20 protein-coding genes are annotated in these 20161 nt (G+C 46.2%); 9 read left to right on the top strand and 11 right to left on the bottom strand.

Features of this window, described 5'->3' with window-relative positions; translation table 11 throughout:
• Positions 1–94: 94 nt before the first annotated feature.
• The 6 genes from rplV to rplC all read right to left on the bottom strand — a co-directional run bounded on the left by rplV (position 95) and on the right by rplC (position 3746).
• Positions 95–454, bottom strand: coding sequence for a 50S ribosomal protein L22 (gene rplV / locus QUA42_RS20260; protein ID WP_006634996.1), 360 nt, complete (start codon positions 452–454; stop codon positions 95–97).
• 97 nt (positions 455–551) lie between these two features.
• Positions 552–833, bottom strand: a complete 282-nt coding sequence (rpsS, locus tag QUA42_RS20255; protein ID WP_006634997.1) for a 30S ribosomal protein S19 — start codon at positions 831–833, stop codon at positions 552–554.
• Between the two features lie 131 nt (positions 834–964).
• A complete protein-coding gene (gene rplB, locus QUA42_RS20250; protein WP_333139535.1) occupies positions 965–1828 on the bottom strand; it encodes a 50S ribosomal protein L2 in 864 nt (287 codons plus the stop codon).
• Between the two features lie 158 nt (positions 1829–1986).
• A complete protein-coding gene (locus QUA42_RS20245; RefSeq protein ID WP_006634999.1) occupies positions 1987–2295 on the bottom strand; it encodes a 50S ribosomal protein L23 in 309 nt (102 codons plus the stop codon).
• Entirely contained in the window at positions 2288–2920 is a 633-nt protein-coding gene (gene rplD / locus QUA42_RS20240) for a 50S ribosomal protein L4 (protein WP_190657994.1), read from the bottom strand. Before rplD ends, QUA42_RS20245 begins: the two co-directional genes overlap by 8 nt.
• 190 nt (positions 2921–3110) lie before the next feature.
• Positions 3111–3746, bottom strand: a complete 636-nt coding sequence (gene rplC, locus QUA42_RS20235) for a 50S ribosomal protein L3 (protein ID WP_333039608.1) — start codon at positions 3744–3746, stop codon at positions 3111–3113.
• A gap of 431 nt (positions 3747–4177) precedes the next feature.
• On the opposite strand from rplC, the gene QUA42_RS20230 reads away from it, so the two are divergent.
• The 3 genes from QUA42_RS20230 to QUA42_RS20220 all read left to right on the top strand — a co-directional run bounded on the left by QUA42_RS20230 (position 4178) and on the right by QUA42_RS20220 (position 5957).
• The gene (locus QUA42_RS20230; protein WP_333059805.1) at positions 4178–4654 is read left to right on the top strand and encodes an NAD(P)H-quinone oxidoreductase subunit N; all 477 of its coding nucleotides are present in this window, start codon (positions 4178–4180) and stop codon (positions 4652–4654) included.
• Between the two features lie 118 nt (positions 4655–4772).
• Positions 4773–5378: a VWA domain-containing protein gene (locus QUA42_RS20225; RefSeq protein WP_333139533.1), complete on the top strand. Its 606-nt coding sequence runs from the start codon at positions 4773–4775 to the stop codon at positions 5376–5378.
• A 72-nt stretch (positions 5379–5450) separates the two neighbouring features.
• Positions 5451–5957, top strand: a complete 507-nt coding sequence (locus tag QUA42_RS20220; RefSeq protein ID WP_333139531.1) for a salt stress protein, Slr1339 family — start codon at positions 5451–5453, stop codon at positions 5955–5957.
• 239 nt (positions 5958–6196) lie between these two features.
• On the opposite strand, the gene QUA42_RS20215 is transcribed toward QUA42_RS20220, so the two are convergent.
• The 4 genes from QUA42_RS20215 to QUA42_RS20200 all read right to left on the bottom strand — a co-directional run bounded on the left by QUA42_RS20215 (position 6197) and on the right by QUA42_RS20200 (position 12492).
• On the bottom strand, positions 6197–6736 hold the full coding sequence (locus QUA42_RS20215; protein WP_333139529.1) for a dCMP deaminase family protein: 540 nt from the start codon (positions 6734–6736) through the stop codon (positions 6197–6199).
• A complete protein-coding gene (locus QUA42_RS20210; protein ID WP_333139527.1) occupies positions 6733–8262 on the bottom strand; it encodes a thymidylate synthase in 1530 nt (509 codons plus the stop codon). Before QUA42_RS20210 ends, QUA42_RS20215 begins: the two co-directional genes overlap by 4 nt.
• Before the next feature lie 98 nt (positions 8263–8360).
• Positions 8361–9692: a response regulator gene (locus QUA42_RS20205; protein WP_333139525.1), complete on the bottom strand. Its 1332-nt coding sequence runs from the start codon at positions 9690–9692 to the stop codon at positions 8361–8363.
• Complete coding sequence (locus QUA42_RS20200) at positions 9685–12492, bottom strand: ATP-binding protein (protein WP_333139523.1); 2808 nt, start codon at positions 12490–12492, stop codon at positions 9685–9687. The genes QUA42_RS20205 and QUA42_RS20200 overlap by 8 nt, the downstream gene beginning before the upstream one ends.
• A 728-nt stretch (positions 12493–13220) precedes the next feature.
• On the opposite strand from QUA42_RS20200, the gene QUA42_RS20195 reads away from it, so the two are divergent.
• From QUA42_RS20195 to dtd, 3 genes are all read left to right on the top strand, one after another.
• On the top strand, positions 13221–13424 hold the full coding sequence (locus QUA42_RS20195) for a hypothetical protein (RefSeq protein ID WP_333139521.1): 204 nt from the start codon (positions 13221–13223) through the stop codon (positions 13422–13424).
• A gap of 1005 nt (positions 13425–14429) precedes the next feature.
• Positions 14430–15548: a GTP-binding protein gene (locus tag QUA42_RS20190; RefSeq protein WP_333139519.1), complete on the top strand. Its 1119-nt coding sequence runs from the start codon at positions 14430–14432 to the stop codon at positions 15546–15548.
• Between the two features lie 177 nt (positions 15549–15725).
• Complete coding sequence (gene dtd, locus QUA42_RS20185) at positions 15726–16181, top strand: D-aminoacyl-tRNA deacylase (protein WP_333139517.1); 456 nt, start codon at positions 15726–15728, stop codon at positions 16179–16181.
• Between the two features lie 246 nt (positions 16182–16427).
• Here the strand turns inward: dtd and QUA42_RS20180 are convergent, their stop codons facing one another.
• On the bottom strand, positions 16428–16658 hold the full coding sequence (locus QUA42_RS20180; RefSeq protein WP_333139515.1) for a hypothetical protein: 231 nt from the start codon (positions 16656–16658) through the stop codon (positions 16428–16430).
• A 43-nt stretch (positions 16659–16701) separates the two neighbouring features.
• Here QUA42_RS20180 and QUA42_RS20175 point away from each other — a divergent pair, with 43 nt between their 5' ends.
• From QUA42_RS20175 to QUA42_RS20165, 3 genes are all read left to right on the top strand, one after another.
• Complete coding sequence (locus QUA42_RS20175) at positions 16702–17940, top strand: HetZ-related protein (protein WP_333139513.1); 1239 nt, start codon at positions 16702–16704, stop codon at positions 17938–17940.
• 538 nt (positions 17941–18478) lie between these two features.
• Positions 18479–19372 carry a DUF2382 domain-containing protein gene (locus QUA42_RS20170; protein ID WP_333139511.1) on the top strand — a complete coding sequence of 298 codons (894 nt, stop codon included), beginning with the start codon at positions 18479–18481 and terminating at the stop codon, positions 19370–19372.
• A 299-nt stretch (positions 19373–19671) separates the two neighbouring features.
• On the top strand, positions 19672–20100 hold the full coding sequence (locus QUA42_RS20165; protein WP_333139510.1) for a hypothetical protein: 429 nt from the start codon (positions 19672–19674) through the stop codon (positions 20098–20100).
• The last annotated feature ends 61 nt before the right edge of the window (positions 20101–20161 follow it).

The raw sequence follows: 20161 nt of genomic DNA, 5'->3' as shown, positions 1-20161 counted from the left end.
GTAATTGGTAATTGGTAATTGGTAATTGGTAATTGGTGATTACCCATTTTTTTCAACTTTAAGCTGTTTATTACCTATTACGTTTTTCCCTGGTTTAGTTTTCTACGAGCGGAGCTACTACTACGGTAATGTGACAGGTTGGCTTGCGGATTTGGTAGGCGCGACCTTGAGCGCGGGGTCTAAAGCGTTTGAGGACTGGGCCTTGGTCTGCGTAAGCTTGAGAAACTACCAGCTTGGATTTATCCAATCCTGCGTTGTGTTCGGCGTTGGCTACTGCCGAACGCAAAACCTTGACGATTGGTTCGCAGGCGCGGTAGGGCATGAATTCGAGTAAAATCAGCGCTTCTTGGTAGCTTTTGCCGCGAATTTGGTCGAGGACTCGGCGCACTTTGAAGGGGGATGTCCGGATGTAACGGGCGATCGCCTTAATTTCGGATGTGGTATCTATAACCATTTCGATTTTGGTAATTGGTAATTGGTAATTGGGAAAAAGGTAATTGGTAATTGGGAAAAAGTTTGTCCGATTACCTATTACCTGTCACCTAATTCGGCTATCTTTTTGCCTTTTTATCACCACTTTTCGCGTGACCTCTAAAGGTGCGAGTGGGGGAAAATTCTCCGAGTTTGTGACCTACCATTTGGTCGGTGAGGTAGACGGGTACGTGCTGTCTGCCGTTGTGAACGGCGATCGTGTGACCTACCATTTGGGGCAGGATTGTGGAAGAGCGCGACCAAGTTTTAATTACTTGTTTTTGGCCTGCGGCGTTGAGTTTTTCGATTTTTGTCATCAGAGCATCTGCGACAAAAGGCCCTTTTTTTAGCGATCGAGACATGATTTTGGTAATTAATAATTAGCAGTTGGAATTGAATTGGGAAGAAAGTCGAAGGAATAAAAGAGCGCGGAAAACTTTTTTGTTGTTCCTTCTTCCTTCTTCCTTCTTCCTTCTTCCTTCTTCCTTCTTCCTTAACTTTGTCTACCGCCCTTGCCACGCTTGGAAGATTTGCGGCGGCGGCGGACGATTAAAGCGTCGCTGCGCTTGTTTTTGCGTCGAGTTTTTGCACCCAATGCTGGTTTACCCCAAGGAGTGACAGGCCCCGGACGTCCGATGGGAGCTCTGCCTTCGCCACCGCCGTGGGGGTGGTCTACCGGGTTCATTACACTACCGCGAACGGTGGGTCTGCGACCTTTCCAGCGGGTGCGACCTGCTTTGCCGAGGCTGATGTTTCTGGCGTCTGTGTTGCCGACTTGACCAATAGTGGCATAGCAGTCGGCGCGGACTTTACGCTGTTCGCCGGATGGCAGTTTGAGGGTAACGTAGCTACCTTCTTTTGCCATTAGCTGAGCGCTGGAGCCGGCGGAGCGAACGATTTGTCCGCCTTTTCCGGGTACTAGCTCGACGTTGTGGATGCTGGTACCGAGGGGAATATTCTTCAGGGGGAGGGCGTTGCCGATCTCGATCGGCGCGTCTGGACCTGAGACAATTACTGTACCGACGTTTAAGTTGAGCGGGTGCAGGATGTACCGTTTTTCGCCGTCTTTGTAGAACAGGAGGGCGATGCGGGCGTTGCGATTGGGGTCATATTCGATCGCCTTGACGGTAGCGGGAATGCTGTGTTTGTCGCGGCGGAAGTCGATGTCTCTATAAAGCCGTTTGTGACCGCCTCCCCGGTGGCGACAGGTGATGACGCCTCGGTTGTTGCGGCCTTGTTTGGTGTGCTTATTACTGGTTAGAGACTTTTCTGGCTCTGCTTTGGTAATTTCAGCAAAATCCGAGACGGTTTGTTCTCGGGTGCTGGAGGTATAAGGTCGGTAAGAACGGATGCCCATAATCGATTTTAGATTTTAGATTTTAGATTTGGGATGCAAGGACTTGGCGGTTTTGGATTTTAGATTTGGGATTATCAGTTAACTTGGTAACTTTCTGGGTTTGGTATTTTCACCAGTTAACCGCAATCTAAAATCTAAAATCTAAAATCCAAAATTGGCTAAACTTCTGGGAATAGGAGTTTGCGGATCGAGTCTCCGTCGGTCAGAGTTACGGTGGCTCGCTTGTAACAAGGTTTAAAGCCGACGAATTTGCCAACTCTACGCTTTTTACGCGGCGGGTTTTGGGTGTTGACGCCGATGACTTTGACCTTAAATAGTTCTTCGATTGCAGCTTTGATTTGAGGCTTTGTCGCTTTGGGGGCTACGTCGAATGTGAATTGATTTAATTCCATCATTCGGGTAGCTTTCTCGGTGAGAATCGGACGCTGGATCAAATCTGCGTAGTCGCGGGGGTCGATTTTACTCACCGTAAATCTCCTGAATTTTAGCTATGGCTGTAGATGTGACGATAATTTTGTCAGCCGCGAGAACGTCGTAAACATTCAGGGAGGTTGCCAAGATGACGTTTACTAATTCGATGTTGCGTCCTGATAAGTAGACGTTTGGTTGCGGTTCTGGCAAGATTAACAGAACTTTTGTATCGGGTTCGATGCCCCAGCGGGCGATCGCACTCAGCAATTCTTTGCTTTTCGGTCTCGGAAATTGCTCTGCAAATTCTTCAACCACAATGATGTCTTCGGTGCGACTTTGGAATGCTGTCCGCAAAGCGAGACGGCGTTCCTTTTTGTTCATTTTGACTTCAAAGTCTCTCGGTTTTGGTCCGAAGATGACACCGCCGCCCCGCCACAGCGGAGAACGGATTGAACCTGCTCTGGCTCGGCCGGTGCCTTTTTGACGCCAAGGTTTGCGACCGCCGCCTCTGACTTCCGATCGAGTTTTGGTGCAAGCATTTCCTTGACGAGCGTTATTCAGTTGCCGCGTCAATGCTCTGTGAACGATGTGAGACGCATTTTCTTCTTTGGCCACGCGCAGTTCTAAAGTTGTTTCCCCAACTTCTTCGCCTTGCCAATTTCGGACTACACAATTAACCATATCTTTTGTCCTTTGTCTGTTGTTAGTTGTCTGTTGTTAGTTGTCTGTTGTCTGTTGTCTGTCGTCTGTTGTCTGTTCTCAGGTCTTAGTTTTCAGCTCTTAGTTTTCAGCTTTTAGTTCTTAGTTATTGCTTGCTACTAACGGCCAACCACTATCTACTGACTGCTGACTACTGACTACTTACTACTGACTAACGTCCTACTTTTTTCTCAGGCACAACATTGACTAAGGCGCCAGCTTTGCCGGGAACTGCTCCCTTAATTAGCAGTAAATTCTGCTCTGTATCCACCCGGACAATTGTTAGTTTGCGGACGGTGACTTGAACGTTGCCCATACGTCCTGCCATTCTTTTCCCAGGATAAACGCGACCCGGAGTAGTTCCAGGCCCGATCGATCCAGGCTCGCGGTGGTTCTTGGAACCGTGAGACATGGGGCCTCGTTTAAAGTTGTGGCGCTTTTGAAAACCTGCAAAACCTTTACCTATGCTGGTACCGATGACATCTACTATTTGTCCCGGTGTAAAAGTATCTGCTTTTAGTTGTTGACCTAATTCAAATGAACTGGTGTCTTCCAATCGGTATTCCTGCAAGTGGCGCAGTGGATTCGCCCCCGACTTGGCAAGGTGTCCTAGTTCTGGCTTGTTGAGAGCCTTTGGTTTGACTTCGTTGTATCCAACTTGAACGGCACCGTAGCCGTCAGTTTGTTTTGTTTTGATTTGAGTTACTGTACAAGGCCCTGCTTGTATGACGGTGACGGGGATGGCTCTCCCTTCGGCGTCAAACACTTGAGTCATGCCTAGTTTAGTGCCAAGAATGCCTACAGACACGGATTTTCTTCCTTTTATTTACGCAAGAGGTTTCGGATTGCGAAATTTACGTCAATCCGCTTGCTCTTGTGCAGAAACATTTATTTCAGTGTTCCTGCAATTAACTGTTATCAACCAACAGCCTTCCTCGGTGTTTAAAATTTGAGTTTTAAATTTGGGAGCGAGCTTGTGGAAGTCTTGCAAGGGTTGAGATTCGCGGCTTTTTACCGACTCTATCTCCGAGTTTTGTCTCGGTCTTGCTTGTTTGTGCCAGGACTTGAGCAGCAAACTACTCAGTATCCTTTACGGCGACAATTCACAATAGTACATGAAGTGTTTGCCGTTTGTCAAGGGCGCGATGAGAATTTTTCGCCTCAACTTTAGGATTTATAATATTTCCAGCTCGCAAGCAGCGATCGACCAAATTTTGATACAGCAGGAAACACAAATTTATGGGACTGATTACGACGGGATCTGATCTGATTCGGGATTTGGAAAAGTCGGGGTCGCTGGCCCTGTACGTTCCTTTAGAGGGAGGATTTGAGGGGCGCTACCTCCGCCGGCTGAGGGCCGCGGGCTACGGTGGGTACACGATTTCGGCGCGGGGTTTGGGCGATTTGGCGATGTATTTAACGGGGGTTCACGGGGTACGACCGCCGCATTTGGGCAAGAAAACTACTGGCAACGAAGGGGCGGTTGGTTATACATACTACGTGCCACCGATGTTGAAAACTCAATTAGACAATTTGCCACCGAAAGCAAAAGGATTGGTGCTGTGGATTATTGAAGGGCAAATTTTGTCGAGTCAGGAGATTGAGTATTTGACTGTTTTGCCGACGTTAGAACCACGAGTTAAAATAGCAGTGGAGATGGGGGGCGATCGAGCTTTTAGCTGGAAGCCACTTAAAGATGCTTTAGTTGCAGCTTAGATTCTGCTATTTTCGATCGCAAATCTACTAAAAAAACCAGCGAGCAACTAAAGCTCAACAGCTTCTGCTCGCTGGTTTTGATATTTTGGGGAAAAACTTAATTAACAGGAAAAATCTTATGCTTCAGAACCGCGATTATACCATCATTATTGACAAAAGCGGCAGTATGTACACAAAAGACCAGATGGGCGGTAAAAGTCGGTGGGCGCTCATGCAAGAATCGACGATCGCATTGGCGAATAAATGCGAAGAACTCGATCCTGATGGCATAACAGTTTATGTGTTTTCCGGTCGCTTCAAGCGCTACGACAACGTAACATCCGCTAAAGTCGTACAAATTTTCCAAGAAAACGAACCTTCGGGAACTACGAATTTAGGTGCAGTGCTGCAAGACGCTCTGAACAGTTTTTTTGAGCGCAAAGCATCCGGTAAGACCAAGCAAAATGGGGAAACAATATTAGTGGTGACGGACGGGGAACCGGACGATCGCAAAGAAGTGATGAAAATGATTATAGAGGCTTCCCGGAAGCTCGATCGAGATGAAGAGTTGGCGATTTCTTTCATTCAAGTAGGGAATGCGCCGGAAGCTACTAAGTTTCTTAAGATATTGGATGACGAACTACAAAGCGCCGGGGCTAAATTCGATATCGTTGATACTGTCACGATGGATGATATTGAAGGAATGACCCTGACAGAGGTATTGCTGAATGCAATAACTGATTGAGGAGGCGGGCGAAGTTTCCGTGATTATATTGGGGCCAGTTGGGCCAGCAGCATTTTTTAGGGGGTTTAAGTTATGGAATCGATCGAGCGCCTGTTAGGTGAACTTAAGGCAGAGTATCAAGCATCTCAAAAAATTGCTGAGTTGAAAAGTCAGACACCGGTGCAAGCACAAGCGCCTATGCCACAAGCTGCAGTACCGTCAAATCAAACATTTAAAACATCCGATATAAATTTGTATGCTAGTCCTTCGGAGAAGGATTTAGCTCAAATTAAGGCTGAGTACGAATCGCAAAATAAAGCTCAGGAAGTGGCTTCACAGCAACCGCTTAAGGCTGAGTACGAAGCGCAAAATCAAGCTCAGGAATTAGCTTCACAGCAACCGCAGCCAGCAGAAAAAGTCGCGGGGGCGCAGTTGGAGGTACAAACGCACAGACAGAAAGTTAGGCAAGCTCAGGTTTGGCTGAAAAAGTTGGATAAAAATTCCGATGAGGGATATTGGTTCGATCAGTTTGCTTTTAAGTATTCTTCGAGGATAGATGCGGCTATCGACTATTTGCAAGCGGTGAATGAGTTTGATTGATTGAACTACACGGTATTCACAATTGGTCAGGCCGTTTTTGGTTAATTGCCCTCTCTATTTGTTGTAAGGAGATGGCAGTGCTGTGTCTTTGCAAGACGTACAATAAATATCCTTTGTATCACGCGGGATTTAGGATACGGCAGTGCCGTATCCTACAAGTGGCCAGCAAATAAATATCATTTATAGCGACACAGCACTGTTATTTCCTGTGGCTGCGACAACCACGGAGAGGATTGATCCTATACTAAATTTTTGGTCACAGATGTAGGATGCAACAAAAACAAAGCTGCCTTTTTTGCTGTATCTTCAGATAGCTGAATTTGTTTTAACTCAACAATACCTTCACTGATAAAAGTATCTCTCAAAGCAGCTTTTTCTCCGCTGTTAAAAGTCGTTTCGTAAAACACTTCTCTAATTCCAGCCGCAATAACTAATTTCAAACAATAGATGCAGGGTTCTAAAGTGACGTAAATACTAGCCCCAGCAGTAGATATACCATGTTTAGCAGCTTTGGCGATCGCATTTGCTTCCGCGTGAACCGCCCTTGAGGGCAAAGTTTTGCTGGCGTCGCAACTACTCAAACCAGGATAGCAAAAGCCTTGAGTAGTACAGTGTGCCGAACCTGACGGCGAACCGTTGTAACCCGTTGCTAAAACTTGCCTGTTTTTAGTTATCACCGCGCCTACAGGAAAAGCCAGACAAGTCGAGCGAGTAGCGGCCAATTTTGCTAACATTAAGAAGTATTCGTCCCAATTCGGTCTTTCTTCTTCTAGATTCATTTTCTATCCTGAATGTATTGGTTGCTGGTTTTCAGACACTCGGCCGCCTTTTGCAATTCTATTCCCAAATAACCAATATGCTCGGGTTGGATAGCAGGGGAAGCCGCACAAATTTCTCGCACTAACTTGAGAGGGTTTTTTCCAGAATAACAGGTGACAACTTCGCCGCTGCCCGGGGTGGTTTGCGTGACAACTATTTGATTGTCGGCTACTTCAACTAAAAAATTGCCTGCTGCATCGAAAAAGTCTCGATCTTCGCAGATTTTAGCATATTGGGTTTGAATGAGTCGATCGGCATTTTCAAAGGTATCGTCATACAAGTGAGCAGATTGACTCAGCGTTACCAAGGGGCCCATCGTCAAATTATAATCGGAACGCCTCGCAATTTCATCTCGAATGTGCTGCTGCAAAGCCCGCAAACCCATTGCATTTGCCGGCCAAGCCGCAAACATATCGTTACTGCGGAGAGTTGCGGTTAGCGATATTTCACCGTCAACAACTCGCACCCAAATGTGATTTAAACAAGGACTGCCACTGTGCTGGTGGTCGGATGAACCGTCAGGTCTTCTGTTAACATTTCCGCCCGCATCCCACAGACTAATTACAGCACTTGCTGCGTCAATTTCCTTAATTAGTTTGGCAATAACTTCTTCAATTTGATCTCGTCCAAACCATGACCGCATCCGCTGTGCGTAGGTATATTTAATGCCTTCGCTATATGGGGCATCTTCCAGCATTTGCGGTTTGTACTGTTCGAGGAAATCACGGTCTATTGGTAAGTAATTCGGTTCGGGAAAATAGAACTCCGCAGGTTCATCTGTAATCACTGCCATTAAGTCGATTAATTCTTGCCACTGTCCGTCGTAACCAGTCGGCCGTAAGGTGCCGGTGGTCTTAATTCGGTGGATGATTTTTACCCAAGTTTCGGCGATAGTTTTGCCTTCGATTCTGTGTCCGTATTTCTGGCCGGGAAGTACAGTCGGGACGATTTCAACTAATGGAAAAGTTACGGTTTCTCCCCAAGGTTCAACCACTGCTTTTTCGGAAAAAGACTTGACAAAATTCACTGTTTCTGCTATATTTATGGCTTCTTTCCATTCGATGGAATGACGCAATAGTTCTAAGGCTTCTGCTGCTATTTCAATATCAATGTAGCCAAATATTGAAGATTTAATTAACCAGCAATCTCTACCAGTATCGCTTTTGCCGGCTTCAAAGCCGTTGCGAAAAAAGTCGATCAAGCACGCTGCGGCACCGGAGTTGCGGTCTTCTTTGGTAGCGTTGAGAATTACTAAAAAGCGGACGTGGGGATTGCACAGCAAGTTTCTAATTAAGAAGTTGATACCGCGAGTAGGAGAGTATAGTTGTCCGATGACAGCAAATTCATTGGGTTGTAATTTTTTGCCGATCGCACTTTTTACTGTCCAGCCGCTGACAATGGCTGTTTGCCCCGTTCCGCAAATTAATTGATTTGGCTTGTATAGGGGTTTGTACTCAAATTTATTGACGAGATTTGTGGCTGTCATGGTTTACCGTTTTTTGCACCGCGTACTACTATATCAATAGTTTGGATGGTTTGAAGGGGCTATATCAATCATCTTTATGCCACCGCTGCAAAGATTTGTTATACTGCGTCAACGCAAATCTTTGCCTGAATGTCTTTTACCGCGATCGCCTTCAGCGGAATTGAAATCACAAACTCTGTACCTTCACCTAAAGTTGAGTTGACTTCTAAAGTTCCAGAGTGTTTCTGGACTACGATTTGATGAGCGATCGCCAATCCTAGGCCTGTTCCTTGCCCCACGCCTTTAGTGGTAAACAGATGCTCAAATATTTTTGGCTTCACCGCATCCGTCATCCCAATCCCATTATCCTGAATTCGGATCACTACCTGAGATTCCGACAATTGGGTTTTGACAGTAATCTGGTTGGGTTTGGCTTTGATCTGAGCAAAACTGCGTCCTTGATTTGATTCCTCAAGGGCATCGATCGCATTTGCCAGCACATTCATAAATACCTGATTCAATTGTCCGGCAAAGCATTCTACCTCTGGCAGATCGCCATAGTCTGTGATGACTTGAATTTCCGGGCGACATTCGTTGGCTTTGAGGCGATGCTTGAGAATCAACAGCGTGCTGTCAATGCCGTCGTGGATATTGCAAGTAATTGGGAGTTCGCAATCCGAACGCGAGAAGGTTCTTAAACTGGTGCTAATTGTGCGAATGCGATCGACTCCTTCTTGCATCGAATCGATTAATTTGGGTAGATCCTCTTGTAAGTATTCCAAGTCTATTTCCTCCACGAATGCCTGAAGCGTGCTACTTGGATAAGGGAGTTCTTTTTGGTAGAGAGCGATCAGTTTAAAGAGGTCTTTAATATAGTCCTGAGCAGGATTCAGATTGCCCGCAATAAAGCCAAGCGGGTTATTAATCTCGTGCGCGACACCCGCCACTAAATTGCCCAAAGCAGACATCTTTTCGGTGTGGACTAAGTGACACTGAGACTGTTGCAGTTGTGTGAAGGCGGCTTCTAAATCAGCCGTTTGCTCAGCTACACGCTGTTCGAGATTTTTCGTTAACTGCCGTAGCTGCAAATGAGTTTTTATCCGTGCTAGCATCTCCTTTTCTTGAAAGGGTTTTGTGATGTAGTCCACAGCACCCAAGTCAAATCCTTTCTCCTTACTATCGGCATCGGAGACAGCGGTCATAAAAATGATCGGAATGCTGGCTGTCCTGGGATCTGCCTTCAGACGTTGGCAGGTTTCAAAGCCGTCAATTCCTGGCATTTGAACATCGAGCAAGATCAGATCGGGAGGATAAACTTGGACTCGCTTTAGAGCGCGATCGCCGTTGATTGCGGTTGCTACTTCGTACCCCGCATCACTTAAGGTTTCACAAACCACTTCTAAGTTTGCAGGGGTATCATCCACCACCAGAATTAATTCAGGACTAGACATCGGCTTTTTTCTCTGTGAGGTGTTGTTGTAGCAACTCTTCAATTTCTTCGTCTTTAAATTGCTTGGCAAGCTGAAGAATTTGTGATGCAAAATCAGCGTAGCGAGGGTTAGAGTGAGCAAGATGCTCTGTGTGTTCTCGTAGCCGTTTTAAGTTGCCTTGCTCTGCCAGTTGTAGTAACGCCCTTAACTCTAAAGTCGAAGGAATAATCCCTTCAGGCTTATCTAATGCAGTCGTTAGAGTGGATGCCCCAGAGTCGTTTGAGGCTGTCATTTCATATTTCCACTTTAATTCCAAATGAGTGGCTAAGAGGTTAAATAATTCACTGACTTCCACTGGCTTGGCCAGGAAATCATTTCCCCCTGCATCTAAACTCATCTGTTGATAGGCTTGTGATACTGATGCAGAAGAGACAAGGATCTTCTGGTGTTGCAACTCATTTGCACTGCGAACCTGTTTGAGCAGTTCAAAGCCATCCATGACTGGCATGGCCAAGTCTGTAATCACTAAGTCAGGTTGAGACTGTCGTATTTTTTCCAATCCTTCTTGTCCATTTTCGGCCTCAGTAAGTTGGAATCCTAGTGGATATAACAAGTTGACGAGAACGGCTCGGTTTTCCCAACGATCGTCTACAACAAGAATGCTGCGTCGTTGTCCTTCGTAACCAATAATTTGTTTTCCTGTTGTGAGAGAGTTTTGCTCGGCCCAATCGGTGGCGATCGCCATTTCCACCTCAAAAAAGAACTCACTGCCGACTCCGGGTTGGCTCTTAACTTGGATTTTTCCGTTCATAAGTTGGACAATCCTTTGGCTGATCGCCAATCCTAAACCCGTACCCTCTACTTGGCGCTGGCGATCGCCCACTTGTTCAAAAGCCTGAAAAATTTTATCCAAATGATCGGGCGCAATTCCTACGCCCGTATCCTCAACTTGAAATTTGAAAGAGTGAGTGGACGGATTGGGATGATTCTCAACTACGGCAACCTTGAGCGTGACACAACCTTTGTCGGTGAATTTAATCGCATTTCCCACCAAGTTGAGTAACACCTGACGCAGCCGTTTTTCATCGGCAAAAATCCCTTCAGGCAACTGCGGATCGGGCTGGTAAAAGAAGTTAATGCCTTTTTGGTCGGCACGAATGCCGCAGATTTCAGCGACACCTTGGAGGAATGAGGGAAAGTGAATCCCTTTAGGTGTGAGTTCTAATTTGCCGGCTTCAATTTTGGACAAGTCCAACACATCGTTAATCAGCGTCAGCAAATGAGAACCACACTGGTGAATGATTTCTACCCCATGACGTTCTTTCGCTGGCAATGCGCTGCTGCGGTTGAGGATTTGAGCATAGCCCAAAATACCGTTGAGAGGAGTGCGAAGTTCGTGGCTCATGTTGGCGAGAAATTCGCTTTTTGCTTTGTTGGCATTGTCTGCAGCTTCCTTTGCATACTTGAGTTCGGCGGTGCGTTTTTCAACTCGCTGTTCAAGCTGCTGGTTAGTTTGCTCTAGGGCGGTGAAGGAATCGCGCAACTGCTGCGCCATTCGGTTAAAAGATTGAGCCAGTACACCCAGTTCTTTAACGCCAGAGGTTTCGACGTTTTGGTCGAGTTTTCCTTCGGCGATCGCTTCCGATGCGTGACTCAGCAGCAAAATGGGTCGAGCAATCCAGCGCGAGGTGTAGATACCCAAAACGGTTGCCAGTCCTAATGCGCCTAAACACAGCCAAATCGTGTTGACTGTATTGGCATTAATTCGTCCCATGAAATCTGATTCCGGCATGGCGACGACTACGAGCCAGTCCAATCCCCATTCGTCCTGCCAGGGAGTTACTTGAACAAACTCCCGTTCACCCTGGATCTCAAAGTCTAGGCGCTGGATGGTTTGAATGGTTTTCAGATCGCCGAAGCGATCGCCGAGATACTTGGACGTGGCTTGAATTAGGGCGTCCTTACTCTCAAAGCCCCGCAGTCGCTGAGGTTTGCCGTTGGTCACTGAAAACACCGGCGCATCGCTAGAGCTGGCAACGATTAATCCGTTGCGCTCTAGAATGAATACCTTGCTGGATTGACTAACCTTAATTTCACGTAAAAAGTCACTAATTTGCGAAAGGCGCTGCTCGACCCCCACGCTGCCCATCAACTGACCATTCTTGTCATAGATGGGGCGACTCGTGGCGATCGACAACGGGTAGTTATTAGTCTCCCATTGATATATCTCGCTCCACCCGGGCTTGCCCGTCTCGACACCTTTGGCGTACCAGCCTTCTTTCTGGAACTGATACGCTTTGGTGATTTCAAACATTTTAGTTGGCTGGCTTTGGTCATTCGTAATGTAGTTGTACAAATCAGGATTGCCGTACCGCTTCGGTAGCACCAGGCTAATGTCAGGATTGCCGTGGTTCGGAATGGTTGACTCGCGGTAATATCCCGAAGCGATAAAGTCCCCCGTTTTAGACCCGTAAAGGATATAGCCAACTTTGTAGGTTTTTACCTGCTTTGCAAAGAATTGAGCCAGGCGATCGGCATCCTGTAAGTTCAGCAATCCCAGGTCAATTTGCTCGCCGTTGATTTGCGTCAAATAGCGGGTTGCAGCGGCATAGCTGTCGAGGTGCTGATCCACACGGTTACTCACCTCCGTTTGTAAGTTAGTCGCTAGTTCATTCACTGCTTTTTGTCCATTTCGCAGCGACAGATACCCTGTTAATCCTACGGCCGCGAAGATTTGCAGGATGAATGGAACAACCAGACCAGTTCGCAGGGGAACCTTACTAAAGCCTTTAGGCGCAGCAATTGTGGACTTCGACAGCATAGCGTTCAAAACAGTAAAGATAGGGTACAGGCCTGAGAGTTCCCAAACTTGGTTTAGAGGCACCAGATTTTATCTGCAATAAACAGGAAAAATATCGGCTTCGGTTGGACTTCTAAAAAAGCATTGCGGTTCAAGTTTTATAGCGTCAAATCCCGCACCACTTGGTAGCGGAAATCGACACCAACGCTAACAATTAATGTCCTACCTCCAACGACCAGTCGCATTAGCAAGTTGCGAGTCACTTTCTCTTTTTCACGGAGAGCAACAATGGCTGAGTTAGATGTGGCGTTGGTTGGTGGAGTGGCAGGGAGGCTGTTATCACCTCGGATCTGTTAACAGACTGTTGTATTTAGTAGATCGGGCGATCGTTCTGGCTCAAATTTAAAGGCGATCGCACACACTCCACCAAAAATATCTCAACCCCATTACAATCGAAGACTACCGCTTATAGAATCAACTTGACATCTTTTGGGCGAGGGGAGCATCTCATATTTGTAAAAACACTTCTTCTGGCTCCTTCTTTCTTCCTCCTTCTTCCTCTTTCCTCCTGTCTCCTGCCTCCTGCCTCCAATGGCTCCTTCTTTCTTCCTCTTTCCTCGCAGCCTCGCGCCTGACAGTCTGTGGCCTCCAAACTCCAATTTCTAGCTTGGCTGCAACAGTGGGATGCTCCCGGGGCTATCGAGTAAAATGGACAAAAAGAGGTAAATTTAATCAGATTGGGGTTTAAAATGGGTTATTCCAGCGATGTCAGCGACAAAGAGTGGGAAATTATTGAGCCCTTACTGTTCCAAAAGAAGAAAACCCAACCTCCGGTGTGGACTTGCGCGGCCAATCCTTTTCGGGGATATTTTATCAACTCAAGAACGGTTGTAATTCGTCAGACTTTCCCAGAGCTCTACCACAATATTCTACTATCTTCTGGCATTACCTAAATTGGTGTGAGGACTGTGTACTTGATCGGATTATGACCGAGTTACATAGTAAGCTGCGCTAACAAGTCCAAAAAAACCGCAGTGGACCACCCTAATAATGATTGACTCACTCATGCGAGAAAAACACGCTTCTACGCTAGTGAGGAGTCTAAAGGGTTTTGTTTCTACAAATGCACCCTTTAACATCAAAAGACATCTAGCTGTCGATATACTTGGCTTTCCCTTATTTACCCACTGTACCAAAGCTAGCTTATCTGATGATCTGCAAGCTGATTGAAATTCTTTCTCAAAACATCGATTACTTCACATCTCAACCTGCCGAACTTCCCAAAACTACCATCTTGTTAGACAACGGGTACCACCCTGAGAAACGCAACTCTTGCCTTGGAGGAGATTTCTCCTCAGATTATGGCTAAGATTAAATTTGAACTCGCAGCCCCGCCATCAAAAGCCGAAAAGTACGCTAAACGGCAATCTGAATTTGTGCCCTCGGCGGCTAGATGGGGGAAGAGAAGGTTCCAACGCTTGGGTGGAAAGATGCAAAAGCTGGCGTCAAAAACTTTGATCGCACACTCGCTCGTTCAAATGCCAAACTCAAGCTTTGCTTTATCAGACTGATGCTTAGAAGACGAGCCACCGCGTAAAAAGATCTCAAATGGGTTCTATAGATTAGCGGGATTTGCCGATCGCACTCAGCTTGAGTCTGTCCCAAATTTGTCGCTGCTGAGTTTACCGGGAAAACTGGTTGCAGGCAAACTGCCACAGGTACTCTGAACAAAAAAATTATCCAAAAAATAAAAAAGTGCGATCGACCGCGTTAGCAATTGCCGATAATTAGCGGCGCACTTATTTTGCACTCTCGGGCTGGTTGCCGTTTGATGCGTAGATACCATGCCATCAAACCCAACATTTCTCCGAGACACTGGGTTTACGAGGCCTTGTCCTAATTAAGATACAATAAGAACCACAAAGAAATTGCGATCGACATTATTTGACATTCAAGCTATGCAATCTACAACTCAGTCCGAGACAGAACTGGCGATGGACGCTCCCAAACACGGATTGCCCGTTACAATCATTACAGGATTTCTCGGCAGCGGCAAAACAACCCTGCTCAACCACATCCTGACCAATCAGCAGGGTTTGAAAACAGCAGTTTTGGTAAATGAATTTGGCGAAATCGGCATCGACAACGAACTGATTGTCACCACCGACGACAACATGGTTGAGCTGAACAACGGCTGCATCTGCTGCACAATTAATGAAGATTTAGTTAATGCAGTTTACAAAGTTCTGGAACGTCAAGAAAATCTCGATTATCTGGTAGTCGAAACAACCGGACTCGCCGACCCGCTGCCAGTAGCGATGACTTTTTTAGGCACAGAACTGCGCGACCTAACTCGTCTCGATTCGATAGTGACCGTAGTAGACGCAGCTAACTACAGCTTAGATTTGTTCAACTCTCAAGCAGCTTACAGTCAAATAGCTTACGGCGATATAATTATCCTCAACAAAACAGATTTGGTTGAAGAAGCAGATTTAGATTTGTTAGAAGTTAAGATTCGCGATGTCAAAGAAGGTGCTCGAATTCTGCGAACAGTAAAATCGCAAGTTCCCCTGCCGCTAGTCCTCAGCGTCGGATTGTTTGAATCGGACAAATATTTCCAATCGGAAAAAACTGCTAGCAGTCACGACCATCACAACCATCACGACCATCACGACCATCACGACCACAGCCATCACGACCACAGCCATCACGACCATCACGACCACAGCCATCACGACCACTCCGACCATTTAGAAAATGACGGATTTACCTCAATTTCTTTCCAAAGCGACAAGCCGTTTTCTCTGAGAAAATTTCAATATTTCTTAGACAAACAACTGCCAACAAATGTGTTTCGCGCGAAAGGGATTATGTGGTTTGAAGAAAGTCCCAAACGGCATATTTTTCACTTGAGCGGTAAGCGATTTTCAATGGATGACGACGAGTGGAAAGGCGATCGCAAAAACCAGCTTGTTCTCATTGGTCAGGGTTTGGATACCGAGACTTTACGATCGCAACTCGAAAACTGTCTTTGTATGCCTTCAACCAATCGCGGCAAAGGTTTTGGGAAAAACTAAAGATTGAAAATTAAACAGAACAGACGTGCGCTGGCTAGAAACCCGGTTTTTTCGTCGAGACTTCGCGGTTAAAACCAAGATTTATCCGAGAAACCGGGTTTTTTTTCATAATTCCTCTTAAAAAGGGAAGTTTACCTTTTGATTTTTAGTTTTAAATTTAAGAATTTCTAATTTCCAATGCGAGTCATCATCCAGCGAGTCAAATCATCTCAAGTCGAAATAGACGGTCAAATTGTCGGCCAAATTGGCTGCGGACTTAACTTGCTTGTAGGTATTGCAGACACCGACACCGAAGCAGAACTCGATTGGATGGCTCGCAAATGTATGGAATTGCGTTTGTTTCCCGACTCGGCAACGGATACCGGGCGCTGGGACAAGTCCGTACAAGACATCGGCGGCGAGTTGCTGGTTGTGAGTCAGTTTACGCTCTACGGGGACTGCCGCAAAGGTCGGCGACCTTCCTTTGACAAAGCAGCGGCTCCTGAAAGAGCGGAAATTTTTTATGATAAATTTGTCGAAAAGTTGCGCCAGAGCGGCTTAAAAGTCGAAACAGGCTTGTTTGGAGCGAAGATGCAAGTCTCGATCGAGAATGACGGACCGGTGACTTTGGTATTAGAGAAAGAATCTGGGTGAATTGTTTGCCAACAAAGCTCTCTGTGCTTCTTTCTTATTCCTTCTTCCTTCTTGGATAAGATCAAATTTCCAGATTAACCGGGTTTCCGAATTACTGTGCCGTAGCTTCAGAATACATTGCAGTTAGCTACACTCTGCCGAGTCTCGATTCCACAATCTCTAACGGCCAAAACCGCCTCAAATAGCCAGTTATTAGATTGTCCACTCAGCGGCCTGGCAGCACCCTCAATTTTCCTCGCGATCGCCCTACCCGACTAACAGCTCAGAATGCTTGTACAGTAAGGCTTTAACGGCAATAAAACCAATCTTCCACAGCCAGCGCTTAGAATCAGATTCAGCAGCCAAAAACTGTTGGATGAGAGAGTGGAACACTGGCATCACTGCGGTTATCTCTACTTCCGTAACATTCAATGTATAGAGAGTTGAATCAGCACAGCAAGCGAAACTGCCAGCAACTGCCACCTCACTCTCTGACAAATGTCCTCGCACACCCGCTGTGCCCTACCAGCCTATAAACGCCATGACTCTCAAAACTGCCACCAACACCGTCAACTGCAACACCGCTTCTGACATCAACAGCATTCCGGCTGCATCCAGCGAACAAACCGCCGAAATCAATTCTCTTCCAAGCATCGATATCCTCGCTTTGGCTAACTTCGCCCTCAAAGAATTGCAAGCGGAAATGAAAACTTCCAGCCGCAGCGCTCAAGCAGTGGCGATGCGGATTGCTAAGGAAGTCGAACGGATTTGCCAAAAAAGCGATCGCATCCAAATTTCCGGCGAAGTTGAAGCTTGGCAAATCACCTTGGCCGAGCACAGGTTGCAAAAAATCCTGCAATACTACCACCTCGGTTCCAAACAAGGCCGCGTCGAACTGCACTCCCACCTCGCGGCTATGATTTATCGCCATGTTGCTTCTTTCCGATCGAACTTGAACTTCCAAGCTCGCTACAACATGATTGAAGACTTTTTGCAAGGCTTTTACATCGAATCTCTGCGAGCTTTCCGCCGCGAACACCAACTCGATGCCACCTACCAGCCCCGCACGCAGTTAGAATTAGCTGAGTACATGGCTTTCACCGAACACTACGCCAAGCGCCAAATTGGTTTGCCCGGCCGCAACCGCCAACGCCTGATCGTGTTGCGCGCTCAAGGATTTGCCAAGGGTCAACCTCCTGAAACTGCGATCGACATTGAAATGGCTGTAGAATCCGGCAAGGGAGAAGAAGCGGAAATGTACAGCCGCTCTCCGGCGCTGCAACAAGTGCGTGAGCAAATGGTATCGGAAACTGTCGATCCGGCTGATGCTGTGCTGCGTGATCGAGTAGTCTCGGAATTGATCGCCTATCTGGAAGCCCAAAATCAGCCAGAATGCGTAAATTACTTAACTTTAAAATTGCAAGACCTTTCGGCTTCGGAAATTGACCGCGTGCTCGGTTTGTCTTCCCGGCAGCGCGACTACTTGCAACAGCGGTTTAAGTACCACGTCGAAAAATTTGCCCGCACTCAAAATTGGAAACTCGTTCACGAATGGCTGGGCGCTGATGTCGATCAAAAGCTGGGAATGACTTCGGACAAATGGGAAGCATTTCGCGCTCAACTTGCGCCCGAAATGCAGCAACTGTTAGAAATGAAGCGGAATCAAGAAAGCGACAAGGCGATCGCCACCGCGCTCAAATGCACTCCCAAACAAGTCCAAAAACGCTGGGCGCAACTGTTGGAGCTGGCTAGCCAGACTCGCAACAGCAGCCAAGCTTAATTGGTGCTCAAATATGAATGCAACTGTTTTCTTGAGACTGGAAAATGCGATCGGGTGCGGCATCTGCACAGGAATGCCCGCCCCGGCGTCCGCTCTCAAATCAACAAGCGCTGCTACTAATTTATCGCCGCTTTTTGGCAAATTCAATTTATTAAAACAACATTACTTTTTTTAATATTTTTCCTTCCCCGGTTAGGCCGGGGAATTTGTTTTTATTAGTCATTAGTCATTAGTCATCAGTTATGGAAAATTTCTTGCTAAAGAGGCAGGATTGCATCATATATTTATAATGATATTTAAACATAGGGAGTAACATAATCAAAGCAAAGTTGTTCAAAGTTCAAATTGTGAAACTTGAGGATGCCGAAGTTGGAGAAAAGATGAAAATTCATCTATCCCAAGAGATAAAAAAATTAAAATTCATATACTCATCGTATTATTCTGTTTCATTTAATCCTTCATAAGAAGGAAGCCTCAAAGTTGAGTTTTATCTAAAATGGGGGCATAAGTTGATGTAGATAGAAACGGAAGGACTCCTATGTTACTTTACAAAATTGAAGATTTTAATCCCAACTACCGCGAAGCTGCTTTTAATGGCGAAGATATCAAAGGTCTGGATATCTATGCTGGAAATACAGATGAGAAGATTGGCTCCATCGATACCGCGCTAGTTGATGAGACAGGGCGTTTCCGATATTTTGTGGTTGACACGGGTTTCTGGATATTTGGCAAAAAGGTATTAGTTCCAGTTGCTCTTTGTCGAGTGGATATTGGTGCAGAACGCATCTACGCGACGGGTTTGAGGAGTAAAGACCAAGCAGAAACACTACCCAGGTATGAGGATGGGATGGTAGTTGATTACGATTATGAAGAACAAGTGCGGGGTGTTTATCGTACTCTAACTGTAGAAGGGTCTGCACCTGTAGAAGCATCCTTGCCTTTAGAGGCATCTGCACCAGTTTCTATGCCACGTTCAGTCTCTAACCAAGCTAGGGGTGCTGGTTATGACCGCAACACCTACACTTACGAACAAGAGCCTCAATTGTATCAGATGAACGAGCGCGAGCATCACAAATTCCGACTCTACGAAGAACGACTGGTTGCAGATAAAAGCCGTCACAAAACTGGCGAGGTAGCAATTGGCAAGCGAGTAGAAACCGACACGGCACGAGTTTCAATTCCCACAGAAAAAGAGCGAGTTGTAATTGAGAGTATGACTCCCACAAACGCAGGTGCGCCCGTAAATCGGGATACTCCTTTCAAGCAGGAAAAGGTGATGCGTATGGAAGTTTACGAAGAAACTGCTGATCTCAAAAAAGAAGCTTTCGTGCGCGAAGAAGTTAACATCAGGAAAGAAGTTGAAACGGAGATTGTTGAAGCAACGGAAACACTGCGCCGTGAAGAGTTGGACGTGAAGAGGGAAGGGCGTTAGAGTGCGAATGAATTAAACAAGGGTTTGTAGTTAATTGCGCTGTCTTCGCCCACATGAGCTGGGTCAGCTAAAAAGCTGGCAAGATACTTTGTTTTTAGGAGGGTTTGGTCCTATCGGTGGGGCAGCGATTTTCTATGCCATGCTGGCGCTACGTAAAACCGGATTAGAGTCAGCTTGGGTCATTAGTAGCCTAATTATTTGCGCGTCAATAATCGCCCACGGCTTTACTGCTGTGCCGTTGGCGAAAGCTTATGCTAAAATGCAGCGTAAAAGACAACTTCTAATGATTTGGTAGGTAGATGAAGACCCCCAACCTGGCAGAAAAACAAGCCATAGAACAAGAGCAAAGCGAGATTTTCCAACAGCTAGAAGATTGGCTGGAAGCTCCCATGCTGGTGCTGGCCTTTGTGTGGCTAGCCCTCTTTACTATTGAATTAATTTGGGGATTAAGCCCAGTGCTAGAAGTCGTTAGCACTACTATTTGGATTATCTTTATTGCAGATTTTCTAGTTAAATTTGCCTTGGCTCCCCGCAAAATTTCCTATATCAAAAGCCATTGGATAACGGCTTTGTCTCTGCTGTTGCCTGCTTTGCGTACCTTGAGGATTGTACGAGTTGTGCGAGCATTCAAAACAGCACGGGCTGTGCGAAGTTTGCAGTTGTTGCGAGTTATGACTGGTACGAATCGAGGGATGCGGGCATTAGCTGCGAGTGTTATACCAATTTAATATGAAGCTGCATAGAATAGGGCTTCAAGAATAAAATTGTAAGATGACAACGAACAGATTT

The organism is Microcoleus sp. Pol11C2 (genome assembly GCF_036701505.1).
GTDB lineage: Bacteria > Cyanobacteriota > Cyanobacteriia > Cyanobacteriales > Microcoleaceae > Microcoleus.
Note: the sequence above shows the minus strand (reverse complement) of the source record. Positions and strands in the feature narration are given on the sequence as shown.